This window comes from Puniceibacterium sp. IMCC21224, from assembly GCF_001038505.1.
Classification (GTDB): Bacteria; Pseudomonadota; Alphaproteobacteria; order Rhodobacterales; family Rhodobacteraceae; genus Puniceibacterium.
This window is the reverse complement of record NZ_LDPY01000001.1, coordinates 2,736,214-2,751,362: the sequence shown is the minus strand read 5'-3', so window position 1 is coordinate 2,751,362 and position 15,149 is coordinate 2,736,214. Positions and strand designations below refer to the sequence as shown.

16 protein-coding genes and 1 tRNA gene are annotated in these 15,149 nt (G+C 60.7%); 14 read left to right on the top strand and 3 right to left on the bottom strand.

Annotated elements, in window-relative coordinates:
• Positions 1–277: 277 nt before the first annotated feature.
• Positions 278–472: a DUF6324 family protein gene (locus tag IMCC21224_RS12695; protein WP_047995671.1), complete on the bottom strand. Its 195-nt coding sequence runs from the start codon at positions 470–472 to the stop codon at positions 278–280.
• Between the two features lie 124 nt (positions 473–596).
• On the opposite strand from IMCC21224_RS12695, the gene IMCC21224_RS12690 reads away from it, so the two are divergent.
• On the top strand, positions 597–1,076 hold the full coding sequence (locus IMCC21224_RS12690; protein ID WP_047995670.1) for a GNAT family N-acetyltransferase: 480 nt from the start codon (positions 597–599) through the stop codon (positions 1,074–1,076).
• Between the two features lie 55 nt (positions 1,077–1,131).
• Positions 1,132–1,208: transfer RNA gene (locus tag IMCC21224_RS12685), tRNA-His, on the top strand.
• A 79-nt stretch (positions 1,209–1,287) separates the two neighbouring features.
• On the opposite strand, the gene IMCC21224_RS12680 is transcribed toward IMCC21224_RS12685, so the two are convergent.
• Complete coding sequence (locus IMCC21224_RS12680) at positions 1,288–1,587, bottom strand: DUF6476 family protein (protein WP_047995669.1); 300 nt, start codon at positions 1,585–1,587, stop codon at positions 1,288–1,290.
• Between IMCC21224_RS12680 and IMCC21224_RS12675 the strand changes: the two genes are divergently transcribed.
• From IMCC21224_RS12675 to IMCC21224_RS12650, 5 genes are all read left to right on the top strand, one after another.
• Positions 1,586–2,611, top strand: a complete 1,026-nt coding sequence (locus tag IMCC21224_RS12675; protein WP_047995668.1) for an RluA family pseudouridine synthase — start codon at positions 1,586–1,588, stop codon at positions 2,609–2,611. The genes IMCC21224_RS12680 and IMCC21224_RS12675 overlap by 2 nt on opposite strands.
• 185 nt (positions 2,612–2,796) lie before the next feature.
• Positions 2,797–3,693 (top strand): RNA polymerase sigma factor RpoH, encoded by an 897-nt coding sequence (gene rpoH, locus IMCC21224_RS12670; RefSeq protein WP_047995667.1) that lies wholly within the window; start codon positions 2,797–2,799, stop codon positions 3,691–3,693.
• Positions 3,694–3,948: 255 nt separating this feature from the next.
• Positions 3,949–5,112 (top strand): acetylornithine deacetylase, encoded by a 1,164-nt coding sequence (gene argE, locus IMCC21224_RS12660; protein ID WP_047995665.1) that lies wholly within the window; start codon positions 3,949–3,951, stop codon positions 5,110–5,112.
• Complete coding sequence (locus IMCC21224_RS12655) at positions 5,109–6,455, top strand: FAD-binding oxidoreductase (RefSeq protein WP_047995664.1); 1,347 nt, start codon at positions 5,109–5,111, stop codon at positions 6,453–6,455. The genes argE and IMCC21224_RS12655 overlap by 4 nt, the downstream gene beginning before the upstream one ends.
• A gap of 147 nt (positions 6,456–6,602) precedes the next feature.
• Positions 6,603–7,766 (top strand): M20 aminoacylase family protein, encoded by a 1,164-nt coding sequence (locus IMCC21224_RS12650; RefSeq protein WP_047995663.1) that lies wholly within the window; start codon positions 6,603–6,605, stop codon positions 7,764–7,766.
• A 3-nt stretch (positions 7,767–7,769) separates the two neighbouring features.
• Here IMCC21224_RS12650 and IMCC21224_RS12645 read toward each other — a convergent pair whose 3' ends face one another.
• The gene (locus tag IMCC21224_RS12645; protein WP_047995662.1) at positions 7,770–8,051 is read right to left on the bottom strand and encodes a DUF2934 domain-containing protein; all 282 of its coding nucleotides are present in this window, start codon (positions 8,049–8,051) and stop codon (positions 7,770–7,772) included.
• A gap of 199 nt (positions 8,052–8,250) precedes the next feature.
• Between IMCC21224_RS12645 and IMCC21224_RS12640 the strand changes: the two genes are divergently transcribed.
• The 7 genes from IMCC21224_RS12640 (at position 8,251) to IMCC21224_RS12610 (ending at position 15,125) form a co-directional block, all read left to right on the top strand.
• Entirely contained in the window at positions 8,251–9,051 is an 801-nt protein-coding gene (locus tag IMCC21224_RS12640; RefSeq protein WP_047995661.1) for a hypothetical protein, read from the top strand.
• 123 nt (positions 9,052–9,174) lie between these two features.
• Positions 9,175–10,434: a beta-ketoacyl-ACP synthase II gene (gene fabF, locus IMCC21224_RS12635; protein WP_047995660.1), complete on the top strand. Its 1,260-nt coding sequence runs from the start codon at positions 9,175–9,177 to the stop codon at positions 10,432–10,434.
• Positions 10,435–11,589, top strand: a complete 1,155-nt coding sequence (gene mltG / locus IMCC21224_RS12630) for an endolytic transglycosylase MltG (protein WP_047995659.1) — start codon at positions 10,435–10,437, stop codon at positions 11,587–11,589.
• A 310-nt stretch (positions 11,590–11,899) separates the two neighbouring features.
• Positions 11,900–12,256 (top strand): hypothetical protein, encoded by a 357-nt coding sequence (locus IMCC21224_RS28220; protein ID WP_047995658.1) that lies wholly within the window; start codon positions 11,900–11,902, stop codon positions 12,254–12,256.
• Positions 12,150–13,520, top strand: coding sequence for a DNA-packaging protein (locus IMCC21224_RS12620; RefSeq protein ID WP_082135202.1), 1,371 nt, complete (start codon positions 12,150–12,152; stop codon positions 13,518–13,520). The genes IMCC21224_RS28220 and IMCC21224_RS12620 overlap by 107 nt, the downstream gene beginning before the upstream one ends.
• Before the next feature lie 197 nt (positions 13,521–13,717).
• Positions 13,718–14,905: a phage portal protein gene (locus IMCC21224_RS12615; protein WP_047995656.1), complete on the top strand. Its 1,188-nt coding sequence runs from the start codon at positions 13,718–13,720 to the stop codon at positions 14,903–14,905.
• Positions 14,898–15,125, top strand: a complete 228-nt coding sequence (locus IMCC21224_RS12610) for a hypothetical protein (RefSeq protein WP_047995655.1) — start codon at positions 14,898–14,900, stop codon at positions 15,123–15,125. The genes IMCC21224_RS12615 and IMCC21224_RS12610 overlap by 8 nt, the downstream gene beginning before the upstream one ends.
• Positions 15,126–15,149: the final 24 nt, after the last annotated feature.

The following is a 15,149-nucleotide window of genomic DNA, read 5'->3' as shown; positions in this document are numbered from 1 at the left end:
GTTGAGGACAGGTTTGCGGCTCTGTGTAGTTCGGCACAGCAGGCCTTGATTCAGACCGTAGCGAATGTCACCTTCCCTCCGCCTCCGTTGAAAGATATCCGTTCGCGAGCGCAGAAATCCAGCACTTGAGAAGGGCGCGAGCGCCTTTCTGATCAGGCTTTGCGCGCTTGCTGCGGTGCGGGAGGGATCTTGGAGAGTTTACGTGGGGTCGGATTGAACAGGTGCCGCAGGAAATTGAGCCAAAGCCAACACGCAGGAGGCCCCCGCCAAGATGTGATCAGCGGCGCGGCTTAACCTTGCGCGCGGCGGCGGCGGCGGCGCGGATTTCTTCTGCGATATCGTCGGCCTCTTCGGGCAGGAAATCCATCGGGATCTCGATCGAGCCCGCTATCACAAAAAGACGGACCATGCCCGCGTCGGTCGGGCCAATCTGGAGATTTGCTTCGATGTCACGTTCGGTGTTGATGCCCATGGTGGCGTCTCCGGGTGATGCGTGGTCGGCCAACGTGGGCTGAGACCTGACAAAGTTTATGGCGAGGCAAGGATGTACGACCGGGGCCGTTGAAATGCAAGCGCGGCTCTGATCTGATACGCGGATGGACATTGTTTTGCGAGATCTGGAAACGGGCGACGTCGATTGGCTGGTGCAGCAGCACGGCGTGCAATACGCGCAGGCCGAAGGATTCGACGATAGCTTTGGTCTATTGGTGGCCGAGATCCTTGCGGTCTATGGGCGCGAGCGGGATCCATCCTGTGAGCGGGCCTGGATTGCAGTGTGCGATGGTCAGCGTCTGGGCAGCATCTTTTGCGTACGTCAGGACGAACAGACGGCCAAGCTGCGGTTGTTCCTGCTGGTTCCCGAGGCGCGCGGCAAAGGGTTGGGCAAGCGGCTTCTGGCGGAATGCATGGGCTATGCCCGCGCACGGGGCTATTTGCGCATGGCACTTTGGACGCATGAGAGCCACCGAGCGGCCTGCGCATTGTATGCGGCGACAGGGTGGCGGCTGATCTCTTCGGGACCGGTTCACAGCTTTGGCGTCGATCTGGTCGAACAGGCCTGGGAAATTGACCTTTAAACCGGGGAATTCGGGCTTGCAATGCTTGGGAAGGGGCGTTATTTCGCCCAAACGTGCCGGCTTAGCTCAGTTGGTTAGAGCGCTTGATTGTGGATCAAGAGGTCCCTGGTTCGAGACCAGGAGCTGGTACCATTTTCCCTAGTTCGGGATAAACCGCCGCGCCAAAGCGCGGCGTTTTGCGTTGATAAGGCCGATTATGCGCGTATGCAGGTCAGTCCAGAGTGACGGTCTGGCGCAACGCGCCGGTGAGGCGATCGAAGATCAGGATGCGGTTGTCTTTGGTCACGACCGCATACCAGTTGTCGCCCTGAGTAAAGGCGGTTGCGCTGGTCCCATCGGGCAGGGTGATGGTGTCAGGCAGGGCTGGCCCACGGGCACCAAGTCGCGTGACAAGCAGGCCCAGCACGATTATGAGCCCTGCGATCATGGTGACAGTCAGTACAGTGACCAGCCGCCGCAGAAATTTCAGATTTGCCGGCTCGGGCAGGGGCGGTTCAGGAGTATCGGACATGGCCTCCAGCCTGTTGCATGTGACAATCGGAGCGGCACCGCCGCCGCGCCTTGATAAGGCCCTGGCCCGCGATGTGCCAGAGGCAGCGGCACTGTCGCGCACGCGGCTGACCCGGCTGATCGGTGAGGGCTGCGTGACGCGCGACGGCGTGGTGCTGGACGACCCCAAGATCAAAGTGGCCGAGGGCGAGGTGATCGCAATCACTCTGCCCGAAGCCGAAGAAAGCCACATCGGCCCCGAAGCGATCCCGCTTGAGGTTGTCTACGAAGATGAAGATCTGATCGTGATCAACAAACCGGCAGGCATGGTGGTGCACCCGGCGCCCGGTTCACCCAGCGGCACGCTGGTCAACGCGCTGCTGCATCATTTCGGCGGTGCTCTGTCGGGTGTCGGTGGCGAAAAACGCCCCGGGATTGTTCACCGGATCGACAAGGACACCAGTGGCCTGCTGGTGGTGGCGAAATCGGATCGGGCGCATCACGGTCTTGCAACCCAGTTTGAAAAACATACTGCGGTGCGGTCCTACCGGGCGATCTGTTACGGCGCGCCGAACACTGGCGACCCACGATTGCGCGGGTTGCGCGGTGTGTCGGCTGAGGCGGGCAATGTGATCTGTGTCACGACTCAGTTGGCGCGTCACCGGACTGACCGGCAGAAACAGGCCGTGTTCTTTGGCACCGGACGGCATGCGGTGACGCGGGCGCGGTTGTTGGAGACATTCGGGACGCCACCGACGCTGGCGCTGCTGGAGTGCCGTCTTGAGACCGGGCGTACGCATCAGATCCGAGTGCATATGGCGCATATCGGGCACGGGCTGGTCGGGGATCCGACCTATGGCGGACGGCGCAAGCTTGCGGCGAGCGCGGTATCGGCTGAGGCCGCGCAGGCGGTGACAGGGTTTGACCGTCAGGCCCTGCACGCAACCGAATTGGGGTTCGTGCATCCGGTGAGCGGCCAGACGATGGCGTTCCAGGCGGATTTGCCGACGGATATGGCCGGGTTGATTGCACAAATTCGGGGCTGATCCGCTCTCGCGCACTGCACATGCGCGTGAAAGCACTGACATAACGATACCTTCGACGGATGTTTGCGTTAACTTCGTATCAACAAAAGGCGCGCTACCGCGCTTGAATCCCCTCGGGTGAGCCACCAGATAGATGTTAAGCACCTAAACATGGGTGACCCCGACAATATGAAGGGAAGAGGGATATGAGCAATTATGGTAATCTTCCGGCCCCGACGCCAGAAGGCGGTCTGAGCCGTTATCTTCAGGAAATTCGCAAGTTCCCGCTGTTGGAGCCGGAGCAGGAATACATGCTGGCCAAACGATGGGTCGAAGAACAGGACACCGAAGCCGCCCACCAGATGGTGACGTCGCATCTGCGGCTGGCTGCTAAAATCGCGATGGGCTATCGTGGCTACGGTTTGCCTCAGGCTGAAGTCATCTCTGAGGCAAATGTGGGCCTGATGCAGGCGGTAAAACGCTTTGATCCCGAGCGGGGCTTTCGTCTGGCAACCTATGCGATGTGGTGGATCCGCGCGTCGATCCAGGAGTATGTCCTGCGGTCATGGAGCCTTGTTAAAATGGGCACCACTTCGGCGCAGAAAAAGCTGTTTTTCAACCTGCGCAAGGCAAAGAACAAGATCGGCGCGCTGGAAGACGGTGATCTGCGGCCTGAGCATGTGCATAAAATCGCCACTGATCTGGGAGTGACCGAAGACGAAGTGATCTCGATGAACCGGCGGTTGTCGGGCGGGGATGCGTCGCTGAACGCCACCGTCGGGTCCGAGGGCGAGGGAACGATGCAATGGCAGGACTGGCTTGAGGACGAGGATGCCGATCAGGCCGGAGACTATGCCGAACGCGATGAGTTGGAGGCGCGCCGCGCCCTGCTGGCCGAGGCGATGGACGTGCTGAATGATCGCGAAAAAGATATCCTGACCCAGCGGCGTCTGTCGGACAAGACGGTGACGCTTGAGGATCTGAGCGGCCAGTACGATGTCAGCCGTGAACGGATCCGCCAGATCGAGGTCCGGGCGTTCGAGAAGCTGCAAAAGCGGATGCGCGATCTGGCGCAGGAGCAGGGCATGCTGGCCACGGCTTGAGCTATTCGGCTTTCTGAAACGAATTGTAACGGCGGTCGGCATGTTCGGTCGTCGTTTTCTTTGTCCGGAACATATTTATTGGCGGCTGTATCTGGTTGCGCCCGATAAACTCATTGCACGGGTATTACCCACCCATCGATATAAAATCGTGCGCATGTCGGGCGCCTCTGGCCAGATCAGCGGGATTGACCTTGCTGCGCTGTCTCTGACGCCCTACCTCGGGTCGAGGACCAAGACCGAAAAGGACCACACCCGATGCCCCATCGCCTAAGCCCCCGCGACCTGCTTGACCGTCTCGTTGCCTTTCCGACTGTCAGCAGGGACAGCAACCTGCCGCTCATTGACTGGGTCGAGGATTATCTGGGCAGTCACAGGATCACCGCGCATCGGCACTATGACGAGACGGGCGAAAAGGCGGCTCTTTTTGCGCATGTCGGGCCGGATGAGGCTGGTGGCGTGGTTCTGTCGGGTCACACTGATGTGGTGCCGGTCGATGGGCAGCCCTGGGCGTCGGACCCCTTTGTCGTCGCCGAACGCGATGGCAGGCTCTATGGGCGCGGCACGACGGACATGAAGGGGTTTGATGCGCTTGCCATCTGGGCGCTCGTCGAGGCGCGCTATGGCAACATCCGCCGCCCGCTGCAGCTTGCGCTGAGCTATGACGAAGAGGTGGGCTGCATCGGTGCGCCGCCGATGATCGAGGCGATGCAGGAGCCGATGCCAAAGGCGAGCGCGGTAATCGTCGGTGAGCCGTCGATGATGAAGGCAGTCACTGGCCATAAGGGCGGCGCGGGTTTTTGGACCCATGTGCAGGGATTCGAGGTTCACAGTTCGATCATGCACACCGGCGTCAACGCGATCATGTGGTCGGCCAAGCTGATCGACTGGGCGAATGATCGCAACGCCGAAAGCATGACCCGTACCCCCAGCGCGCTGGCCGCAGTCTTTGTTCCGCCGTGGACCACGGCCCATGTGGGAACGATTCAGGGCGGCACGGCTCATAATATCACTGCTAAAGATTGCCGGTTCAGCATGGATTTCCGTGCTGTGCCAGGTGAAAAGCTCGATGATTGGCGCGACGCCTATTTTGAGGTGCTGCGCGCCGTCGAGGCGGATATGCAGGCCGTGCATCCCGACGCACGGATTGATGTTGAACAACGCTTTGATGTTCCCGCACTTGTACCAGAAACCGACGGTGAGGCCGAGGCGATTGTACGCAGGCTGACCGGCGATAATTCGCAGAATGTGGTGTCCTATGGCACCGAGGCCGGGCAGTTCCAGCGCGCGGGATATTCCGCTGTTGTCTGCGGCCCGGGCGACATCGCGCAGGCGCATCAGCCTGACGAATACATCACCGTGGCGCAGTTCGAGGCGGGCCATGCCTTTATGCGCGATCTGTTGGTGCTGCTGTCGAAATGACCGGGTTTCCGTTTTCGATCCAGACGCCGCCGGAACATGATGCGGCGCTGCCTGCATCTGTCGATGTGGTGATCATCGGCGGCGGAATTATTGGCATCTCGACAGCGCTCTGCCTTGCGCGTTCAGGTGTGTCGGTGGTCGTGCTGGAAAAGGGTCGGGTTGCGGCCGAGCAAAGTTCGCGCAACTGGGGCTGGATACGAGTGCAGGGGCGTGATCTGGCAGAGATCCCGATCGCACATGAGGCGCAGAGGCTTTGGCTGGCGCTGGACGGCGAATGTCACGGCCGATTGGGCGTACGTCAAATCGGGGTCACGTATCTGGCGCGCAAGCCCCGCGATTTAGCGGGGTTTGAAGACTGGCTGCGCGAAGCGGCGCCGCTGGGTGTCAGCAGTCGTATGGTGAGCCGCGATGCTTTGCGTGACGTGCTGTCGGGAGCGCAGGGCGACTGGCCGGGTGCGTTGCACACGCCCACGGATCTCAAGGCGGAACCCTGGGTCGCGGTGCCGGAACTGGCGCGGCTTGCCTGTTCCAAAGGGGCGACGCTGATCGAACATTGCGCCGTGCGCGGGCTTGACCTTGATGCCGGGCGCGTCACCGGTGTCCTGACCGAAAAGGGGCGGATACGGACTGCTGAGGTCCTGTTGGCAGGCGGGGCGTGGTCATCGCTTTTTCTGCGGCGACACGGGGTGGATATTCCGCAGCTTTCTGTTCGATCCACGGCACTGGAAACCGGTCCGTTACCGCAGGTGGGGGGAACGGCTGCGGTCGATCATCGGATGGCGTTCCGGCCGCGCGCTGATGGCGGGTACACGCTGGCCCCTTCGACGCTGTCTGAACTTTATGTCGGGCCGGATTCGATTCGCGCGCTAGGGAAATACGCGCCGCTGTTGCGCCAAGGTGGCTTTGACGTTCGCCTGCATGTCGCCGCTCCGCGGGGATACCCTGACGCATGGGGGACTCCGCGCCGTTGGTCAGACGACTCTGAAACACCGTTCGAGCGGCTGCGCGTCCTGAACCCGGCACCCAATGTCAAAAAGGCGCGGGCGGCCTGCGCGGCTTTTGCCAAGGCGTTTCCCGATGCGGGTGAGGTTCGGCCAAGAACGCTCTGGGCTGGTATGATTGATGTGATGCCCGATGTAGTGCCGGTCGTGGATCGTGTGGCAGCCCTGCCGGGGCTGACGGTGGTGACCGGCATGTGCGGTCATGGGTTCGGGATTGGTCCCGCCTTTGGTCGGATTGCTTCGGACCTTATTCGTGGCAATGACCCCGGCGTCGATCTGACGCGGTTTCGGATGGCGCGGTTCAGTGATGGTAGCCGGATGGTTCCGGGGCCGAACATTTAGGGTCGGGAACGCGGTGCGGCGGGTGTCGTGCGCTCGCGTCGTCAGATCCCAACAGTGTGAACGGGGCGGGATCTGAAGTCGGGACGGCTTGCAGCTTTCTGACCTCTCGGGCAGATTGCCCCAATCACAGGATCAGGAGATGTCCTTATGCCGGTCAAGAACCGCCTTGCCGAACTGCACCCGCAAATCACCGAGTGGCGCCGCGATATTCACACCTATCCCGAGGTGTTGTTTGAGACGCATCGGACCTCGGCTCTGGTCGCAGAAAAGCTGCGGGCTTTTGGGTGCGATGAAGTGGTCGAAGGCATTGGGCGCACCGGTGTGGTGGGGGTGATCCGAGGGAAAAGCCAGACATCTGGCAAGGTTGTCGGGCTGCGCGCCGATATGGACGCCCTGCCGATCACCGAACAGACCGGATTGCCGTATGCATCGCAGAACGAAGGTGCGATGCATGCCTGTGGCCATGACGGTCACACAGCGATGTTGCTGGGTGCGGCGCAATATCTGGCTGAGACGCGCAATTTCGACGGCACCGTCGCGGTGATCTTTCAGCCGGCCGAAGAGGGTGGCGGTGGCGGGCGCGAGATGTGCAACGACGGCATGATGGAGCGCTTTGGCATCCAGGAAATCTACGGTATGCACAACTGGCCGGGTGTCCCCGTGGGCCAGTTTGCCATCCGTCCGGGCGCGTTCTTTGCTGCGACGGATCTGTTTGAGATCACGATTGAAGGTAAGGGTGGTCATGCGGCCAAACCGCACGAGACGGTCGACAGCACCGTTGCCGCCGCGCATGTCGTCACCGCGATGCAGTCGATTGCCAGCCGCAATGCTGATCCCATCAGCCAGCTTGTGGTGTCGGTCACGTCGTTCGAAACCTCGTCAAAGGCGTTCAACGTGATTCCTCAGCGGGTCCATCTGAAGGGCACGGTACGTACCCTGAGCAACGAAATGCGCGATCTGGCCGAGACGCGGATCAAAGCGATCTGCACCTCTGTGGCCGAAGCATTTGGTGCGCGCGCAGATATTAACTATGTTCGCAATTACCCCGTTATGGTCAATCACGAAGAGCAGACACAATTTGCCGCTGATGTGGCCACAGCCGTGTCGGGAAAATGTGATGATGCGCCGCTTGTCATGGGAGGCGAGGATTTCGCCTTTATGCTCGAAGAGCGGCCGGGGGCATATATCCTTGTCGGCAATGGCGACACGGCGGCGGTGCATCACCCAGAGTATAATTTCAACGACGAGGCCATCCCGGCCGGATGCAGCTGGTGGGCGGAAATTGTCGAGCGGCGGATGCCCGCCGCCTGAGCACTATTCGGTGGTTTTGCGGGCGCGCAGCGTCGGTTTGGATTTTGCAGCGGGCTTGGTCGCCGCTTTGGCGGGGGTGTCCGTCTTGGCGGCGGCACGTGGTTTTTTAGGAGTCGCGGATTTGGCGCGGGGTTTTGTGGTCTTGGCCCGCTTTTTCGCACTCACCAAGGCTGCTTGGGCTTGGGCCCAATGCTCTTGGGCGCGGCCCGAGGGTTGTCCCTCATCCTGCCAGATGTAAAATGCGGCCTCGGCAATTTTTGCGTCGTCGATGTCTGGTGTCGCCATGGGATCCTCCTTGGGCGGGTTTGGTGTTAGCTTCTGCTAATAATAACATTCAGTAAAATTAGTTAGCGCTAACATCTTATCAGATTTGCTGCAGTCGCACAAACGTCTTGCGGTGGTGTCATCTAGGAGAACGCGACCGGGCACAGGGGTGGCCACAGGACGCGTTCCAAGCTAAACGCAGCAGCAGCGCGAGGGAGAGATTGACGTGGTGGCAAATATCATCTGCATCAAATGGGGTACTCTCTTTGGCCCTGAATACGTCAACCGGCTGTATTCCGGGGTGCGGCGCAATCTGAATATGCCGGTACGGTTCTTTTGCATGACTGAGCATTCGGCGGGCATCCATCCCGATGTGATCATTTTGCCTTTGCCGGTCGAACCATTCCAGGAGCCGATGAATGCCGCGCTTGCCGTGGCCAACCGGCAGGGGGCGATGCGCAAAGTCTCATTGTTCCGCAAAGGGCTGGTGCCCGATTTGCAGGGACCGTTTCTGGGGTTCGATCTGGACGTGGTGATCACGGGATCTCTGGATCCGTTGCTTGAGCTTGAGCCCGGGAAAGTCGCGATGCGCCACGATTGGACCGAAAAACGCAAGGGACGCCCGACTGGTCACGGATCGGTGTTTCGCTTTGATCCAGCTGAACACGGTTTTCTCTATGAAGATCTTGCCGCCAATCCTTATGAAGAGGTTGAGGCCGCACGCGGGTCCGAGCAGCGCTATACCAGCCACAAGGCGATGGATCGTGAGGCCTTTGTCTACATCCCCGAACCTTGGGTCGTGAGCTTTAAATACGATTGCAACCCGTTCCCGCGAAATTATCTTCGCGCGCCCGAACTGCCGGATGACGCGCGGGTGGTGTGTTTTCACGGCCATCCCAAGATGCCTGAGGCCATTGAAGGGTATACTGGCAGCTTGATCCGCCGATCCAAGCCCTGCGCCTGGCTGCAGGAGCATTGGGTTGAGCGCAGCTGCGCCGATCTGGGGCCAGAATACGGCTGAGCGGATTACCAAAGCGGGCGGCGTGGGGCGGAAGCTTGCGCAGGGGATGCCGCATGGTCTTGCCCCTCATGGGTCTGGCGGGGTAAGAGCGGCAAGCAGAGAAATTGAGGGAAGGGCAGTGCCATGCGTCGCGTAGTAGTGACTGGGCTGGGGCTGGTGACACCGCTGGCTTGTGGTGTCGAAGAAAGCTGGAGCCGTTTGCTGGCCGGAGAGTCAGGGGCGGGACCGATCACACGGTTTGATGCCAGTCGTCTGGCCACGACCTATGCCTGTGAAGTGCCGTTTGGTGACGGGACGGACGGCAGCTTTAATCCCGATGACTGGATGACGCCGAAAGACCGGCGCAAGGTTGACGATTTCATTCTCTTTGGCATCGCCGCGGCAGAGCAGGCCGTGCGTGACGCTGGCTGGCAGCCTCAGGATCGCGAAGGACAGTTGCGTACCGGCGTAATGATCGGATCGGGTATTGGCGGACTGAACTCGATCGCCGAGACTGCCGTGCTGATCAAGGAAAAGGGACCGCGTCGTGTCAGCCCGTTCTTTATCCCTGGTGCGCTGATCAACCTGATATCCGGTCAGGTGAGCATCCGCCACGGCTTTAGGGGGCCGAACCATTCGGTTGTGACGGCCTGTTCCACTGGCGCGCATGCGATTGGCGATGCGGCCCGGCTGATCAAGGATGGTGACGCGGACGTCATGATTGCCGGCGGAGCCGAGGCGTCGATCTCGGAAATCGGGATTGCCGGGTTTAATGCTTGCAAGGCACTAAGTACAAAATGCGCTGACGATCCCAAGAAGGCGAGCCGCCCCTATGATCGCGACCGCGACGGGTTTGTCATGGGCGAAGGTGCGGGTATCGTCGTGCTTGAGGAATACGAGCACGCTGTAGCGCGCGGCGCGCGGATTTATGCCGAAGTGTTGGGTTACGGCCTGTCAGGGGATGCCTATCATATCACGGCGCCGGCTGCAGATGGTGACGGTGCTGAACGGTCGATGCGTGCGGCGATCAAGAAAGCTGGGCTTGAGCCGGGCGATCTGGATTACATCAACGCGCATGGCACTTCGACCATGGCGGACACCATCGAACTGGCGGCGGTAGAACGGCTGTTGGGGGATGCGGCGTCCAAAGTGACAATGTCGTCGACCAAATCCGCGACCGGGCATCTGCTGGGGGCTGCGGGCGCGATTGAGGCGATCTTTTCGATCCTTGCGATACGGGATCAGGTGGCGCCGCCGACAATCAACCTCGACAATCCTGAGGTGGAAAGCGCGGTCGATCTGGCGCCCAATGCCAAGCGTGAGCGCAATGTGCGGTACGCGCTGTCGAATTCATTTGGGTTTGGCGGCACCAATGCCAGCGTTCTGTTCGGAAAGGTTGACTGAATGTGGCGCAGCGTCGCGTCTAACGCGTTGACCTTTCTTGTTGTGGCGGTGTTCCTCTTTGGCGGTGTGCTGCTGTGGGGACAGTCGCAATATTCTGACGACGGGCCACTGGCACAGCCGATTTGCGTGCAGGTTCCGCGTGGGTCAAACATGCGGCGCGTGTCGGACGATCTGGTAACTCAGGGCGCGGTCACCAGTGGCGTGCTGTTCCGGCTGGGGGCGGATTACACTGACAAGACGGATGAACTGAAAGCGGGCAGTTATCTTGTCCCCGAAAACGCGTCGATGGGCGAGATCGTCGATATCGTCACGCGTGGCGGTGCCAGCACTTGCGGTACCGAAGTGGTTTATCGCGTGGGGATCAATCAGGCGACCGTGCAGGTCCGGGAACTGGACCCGTCGACTGGACGGTTTTCCGAAGTGGCCGAGTTCGATCCGGGTGCAGACGATGCCCCGGTGGAATACACATCAGTCAAAGCCAAGGCCGATACGCGGTATCGCGTCGCGCTGGCCGAGGGGGTGACAAGTTGGCAGGTGGTCACCGAACTGGCCCAGATTGATGTGCTCGACGGGGAGGTGGCGGACCTGCCGCCCGAAGGTAGTTTGGCGCCAGACAGTTACGAAATCACCCCCGGTGACACGCGTGCGTCGGTTTTGGACCGGATGTCGCGGGCGCAAGAGGTGATTCTGGAACGGGCGTGGGTCAACCGTGCGCCTGGTCTGCCGCTGGACAGCAAAGAAGAGGCCTTGGTTCTTGCGTCGATCATCGAAAAGGAAACCGGTGTCCCAGAAGAGCGCGGCCAGGTGGCCAGCGTGTTTGTCAACCGGCTGAACCAAGGGATGCGGTTGCAGACCGATCCAACGGTGATCTACGGCATCACCAAGGGAGAGGGTGTATTGGGCCGCGGTCTGCGTCAGAGCGAGCTGCGTGGAGCGACACCTTACAACACCTATGTGATTGCAGGGCTGCCGCCGACGCCTATCGCCAACCCCGGCCGTGCCAGCATCGAGGCGGCGCTTAATCCGTTGGAGACGAACTTTGTCTTTTTTGTTGCGGATGGATCGGGCGGGCATGCATTTGCCGCAACTTTGGCTGAGCACAATGACAATGTTGCGCGCTGGCGTCAGATTGAGGCGGAACGCGCCAGCCAATAGATCTAAGGGAAAGTTTACAAAACAGGAAATGGCGCTTGATGCGCCATTTTTCTTGTGCGGTGCACGGCTCAGGGGGATTTTAACCGGGTGGCGCGGTGCGCAATTATTATAGATTTGTTCATAACTATTAGATTTTTCAAAGCCTTGCGCGCGGTTCCTGGGCTGCGTTGCCTTGACAGAGCGAGCGGATGCACGTATAGATTGTGACATGCTGGAGGAGTTCGGCAAACGGCCTCGGGTTCATTCCCGAGGCCGTTTTTCGTTCTCTCTTATCGGGGCGGGGATCCACGAAAAAAGGCATTGAGCAGACATGACCTTGATCAACCCTGAGACGCGGATGTCGAAGCTGGAAAAGGATCGCAAGTCGATTGCTGCCACGCTGCGCAATATCCGCAGAGAGCTGAGCGCCCTGGAAAAAGAGGTGCAGGCCGGTGACGTGGGACAGGCAAGGGAGGCCGGCAAGACGCTGGCAGATATTCGATATTGGTTGAAAGCAGCACGCGAAACGGAGGCTGAACTTGAAAACGTCAAACGCGCGCGGGTCGGCGTCGCCCACTCCTATGGGCTCGACCTTGAACGAGCAAGATCTGAGGTCGGGTGCCGTCTGGCTCGCCTCCGCAGATGCTGCCGTGAGGGAGGGATTCCTGAGGGATCTGAGTCAGGGTGAAATACTGGCACTGCCGTATCTTTTTGAATTCTGGGCAATGCCACATCAGTTGCCTCCGGAAGGGGACTGGCGCGCCTGGGCCATTCTGGGCGGCCGTGGAGCCGGAAAAACGCGCGCGGGGTCGGAATGGGTCCGCGCAATGGTCGAGGGGGCACGCCCTCTCGACCAGGGTCGGTGCAAGCGCGTGGCGTTGGTGGGGGAGACACTGGATCAGGTGCGAGAGGTCATGGTGTTCGGCGAGAGCGGCATTCTGGCCTGTTCGCCCCCGGACCGCCGCCCCAATTGGAATGCCACTCGCAAGGCGTTGGTCTGGCCGAATGGGGCTGAGGCGATGGCGTTTTCTGCGCATGACCCCGAGAGCTTGCGCGGGCCGCAATTCGATGCGGCTTGGGTCGATGAACTGGCCAAGTGGAAAAAGGGGCAGGACACATGGGATATGCTGCAATTCGGCTTGCGTTTGGGTGAGCGTCCGCAGGTTTGTGTGACGACCACGCCGCGCAATGTGGGGGTGCTGAAGGCATTGCTGAAGGTTCCGACAACGCGGGTGACGCATGCCCTAACCGAAGCCAACCGCGCGAATCTGGCAGAGTCGTTTCTGGAGGAGGTGCGGGCGCGCTATCAAGACACGCGGTTGGGGCGACAGGAACTCGACGGTGTGCTGCTTGAGGATACAGAGGGCGCATTGTGGACCCGTGAGATGCTGGATGCGTTGCGGGTGCAGGATCTGCCAGAGTTTGACCGGATCATTGTGGCTGTGGATCCGCCTGTAACGGGCAAGGTCGGGTCAGATGCCTGCGGGATCGTGGTTGTTGGTGCTGTGCTCAAGGGGCCACCGCAGGAGTGGCATGCGGTGGTGCTGGATGACGCGACGGTTCAGGGTCGCAGCCCGACGGGCTGGGCTAATGCTGCCCTGCGCGCGATGGAGCATTGGGGGGCCGACCGGCTGGTGGCGGAAGTGAACCAGGGTGGCGACATGGTTGAGACCGTCCTGCGCTCGGTGGACGCGCTGGTGCCCGTGACCAAGGTACACGCCTCGCGTGGGAAGGTTTCAAGGGCCGAGCCGGTTGCTGCACTTTATGAGCAGGGCCGTGTGCGCCATGTCGGCGGGCTGGCCGATCTGGAAGATCAAATGAGCCGGATGACTCAGATGGGCTACGATGGAAAGGGCAGTCCTGACCGGGTGGACGCCTTGGTCTGGGCGTTGACAGATTTGATGATCACCCCGGCGGCAAAGTGGCGTCGCCCGAGCCTGCGTACGCTATAGTTAAGCGTTGTTAATCAACCGACTGTAGGTTGGTTTTCGAAGGCCGGACACGCTCTGGTCACTTCGGCCAAGCGAGAGGATCAGCCAGATCCGGGGCCGTTTCGGAATGAGAGACAAGGGGATCTGATGGGGTCTGTGACGGGCCCTGCCGGGGTGCGCACGGCATCCTGTACCCGAAGAACGAGGAGCGACAGTCGATGGTGTTTCAATTCTTGCGGCAGAGCCCGGCGCAGCCGGTGCCCGAAGTCAAGGCCAGCGCGACCGGACCAGTGGTGGCCTATCAGTCCGCAGGGCGCGTCGCCTGGAGCCCGCGCGATACGGTATCGCTGACCCGTAGCGGCTTTGCGGGCAATCCGGTGGGATTTCGTGCGGTTAAGCTGATTGCGGAGGCGGCGGCAGCGCTTCCGTTGGTGTTGCAGGATCATGCTGTGCGCTATGAGAGCCATCCGTTGATGAGCCTGGTGCGCAGGCCCAATCCTGGTCAGGGCCGGGCCGAGCTGTTTGAGGCGCTCTATGGTCAGATGCTGCTGTCGGGTGATGGTTATGTCGAAGCGGTGACTGGTGAGACGGGGCTGCCGCTGGAACTGCATGTGTTGCGTAGTGACCGGATGCGGCTGGTGCCGGGACATGATGGTTGGCCGGTGGCGTATGAGTACAGCGTTGGAGCCCGCAAGCATCGGTTTGACGTGCGCGGAGAGCATCCAGCGGTCTGCCACATCAAGAGCTTTCATCCGCTGGACGATCACTATGGCCTCAGCCCGATGCAGGCTGCGGCGGCGGCGCTGGATGTTCACAACGCGGCAAGTCGCTGGTCCAAGGGGTTGTTGGACAATGCGGCGCGGCCATCGGGCGCGATTGTGTACCAGAACCCTGACGGTCACGGTGGTATGAGCCGGGATCAGTACGAGCGGCTGGTGTCGGAAATGGAGGCGCATCATCAGGGCGCGCGCAACGCGGGTCGCCCGATGTTGCTGGAGGGTGGGCTGGACTGGAAGCCTATGGGGTTTTCACCTGCCGACATGGAGTTTCAGAAAACCAAGGAAGCGGCGGCGCGCGAGATCGCCGTGGCCTTTGGTGTGCCGCCGATGCTTTTGGGCATCCCGGGTGAGGCAACCTTTGCCAATTACCAGGAGGCGCACCGGGCGTTCTACCGTTTGACGGTTTTACCGCTGGCAACGCGGGTGTCAGCGGCCGTGAGCGTGTGGCTGTCTGGTTTTACGGGTGAGACGCTGGAACTGCGGCCCGATCTGGATCAGGTGCCGGCGTTGGCGACGGAACGCGATGCACAGTGGAGCAGGGTGTCGAATGCCGATTTCCTGACTGCGGCGGAAAAGCGAGTGTTGCTGGGTTTGCCGCCTTTGGCTGAGGATGTGGTCAATGGCTGAATCGCGTCTGGGATTCGAAGCTTTTGACTGCGCACCGGGGCTACGGCTGGAGGCACATGAGCGTGTGTCGTCGTTGCAATTTGCCAATCTGGCGGCGCGGCTTGATCGGATCGAGTTGCTGATCGAACGGCTGGAGCGGCGGTTGTGGCTGACCGTTTATGGCGTTGTCGCAGTAATCTTGGCGCAGGCGCTGAATGGGTTGCTGAATGCGGCCCCCTGAGGTCAGGAACGGGTTCGGGGTGGT

What these genes read in the sequence shown, in the direction of transcription:
- IMCC21224_RS12695 (WP_047995671.1), bottom strand. Translation starts at nt 472, where the DNA reads ATGGGCATCAACACCGAACGTGACATCGAAGCAAATCTCCAGATTGGC.
- IMCC21224_RS12690 (WP_047995670.1), top strand. Translation starts at nt 597, where the DNA reads ATGGACATTGTTTTGCGAGATCTGGAAACGGGCGACGTCGATTGGCTG.
- IMCC21224_RS12675 (WP_047995668.1), top strand. Translation starts at nt 1,586, where the DNA reads ATGGCCTCCAGCCTGTTGCATGTGACAATCGGAGCGGCACCGCCGCCG.
- IMCC21224_RS12680 (WP_047995669.1), bottom strand. Translation starts at nt 1,587, where the DNA reads ATGTCCGATACTCCTGAACCGCCCCTGCCCGAGCCGGCAAATCTGAAA.
- rpoH (WP_047995667.1), top strand. Translation starts at nt 2,797, where the DNA reads ATGAGCAATTATGGTAATCTTCCGGCCCCGACGCCAGAAGGCGGTCTG.
- argE (WP_047995665.1), top strand. Translation starts at nt 3,949, where the DNA reads ATGCCCCATCGCCTAAGCCCCCGCGACCTGCTTGACCGTCTCGTTGCC.
- IMCC21224_RS12655 (WP_047995664.1), top strand. Translation starts at nt 5,109, where the DNA reads ATGACCGGGTTTCCGTTTTCGATCCAGACGCCGCCGGAACATGATGCG.
- IMCC21224_RS12650 (WP_047995663.1), top strand. Translation starts at nt 6,603, where the DNA reads ATGCCGGTCAAGAACCGCCTTGCCGAACTGCACCCGCAAATCACCGAG.
- IMCC21224_RS12645 (WP_047995662.1), bottom strand. Translation starts at nt 8,051, where the DNA reads ATGGCGACACCAGACATCGACGACGCAAAAATTGCCGAGGCCGCATTT.
- fabF (WP_047995660.1), top strand. Translation starts at nt 9,175, where the DNA reads ATGCGTCGCGTAGTAGTGACTGGGCTGGGGCTGGTGACACCGCTGGCT.
- mltG (WP_047995659.1), top strand. Translation starts at nt 10,435, where the DNA reads ATGTGGCGCAGCGTCGCGTCTAACGCGTTGACCTTTCTTGTTGTGGCG.
- IMCC21224_RS28220 (WP_047995658.1), top strand. Translation starts at nt 11,900, where the DNA reads ATGACCTTGATCAACCCTGAGACGCGGATGTCGAAGCTGGAAAAGGAT.
- IMCC21224_RS12620 (WP_082135202.1), top strand. Translation starts at nt 12,150, where the DNA reads ATGGGCTCGACCTTGAACGAGCAAGATCTGAGGTCGGGTGCCGTCTGG.
- IMCC21224_RS12615 (WP_047995656.1), top strand. Translation starts at nt 13,718, where the DNA reads ATGGTGTTTCAATTCTTGCGGCAGAGCCCGGCGCAGCCGGTGCCCGAA.
- IMCC21224_RS12610 (WP_047995655.1), top strand. Translation starts at nt 14,898, where the DNA reads ATGGCTGAATCGCGTCTGGGATTCGAAGCTTTTGACTGCGCACCGGGG.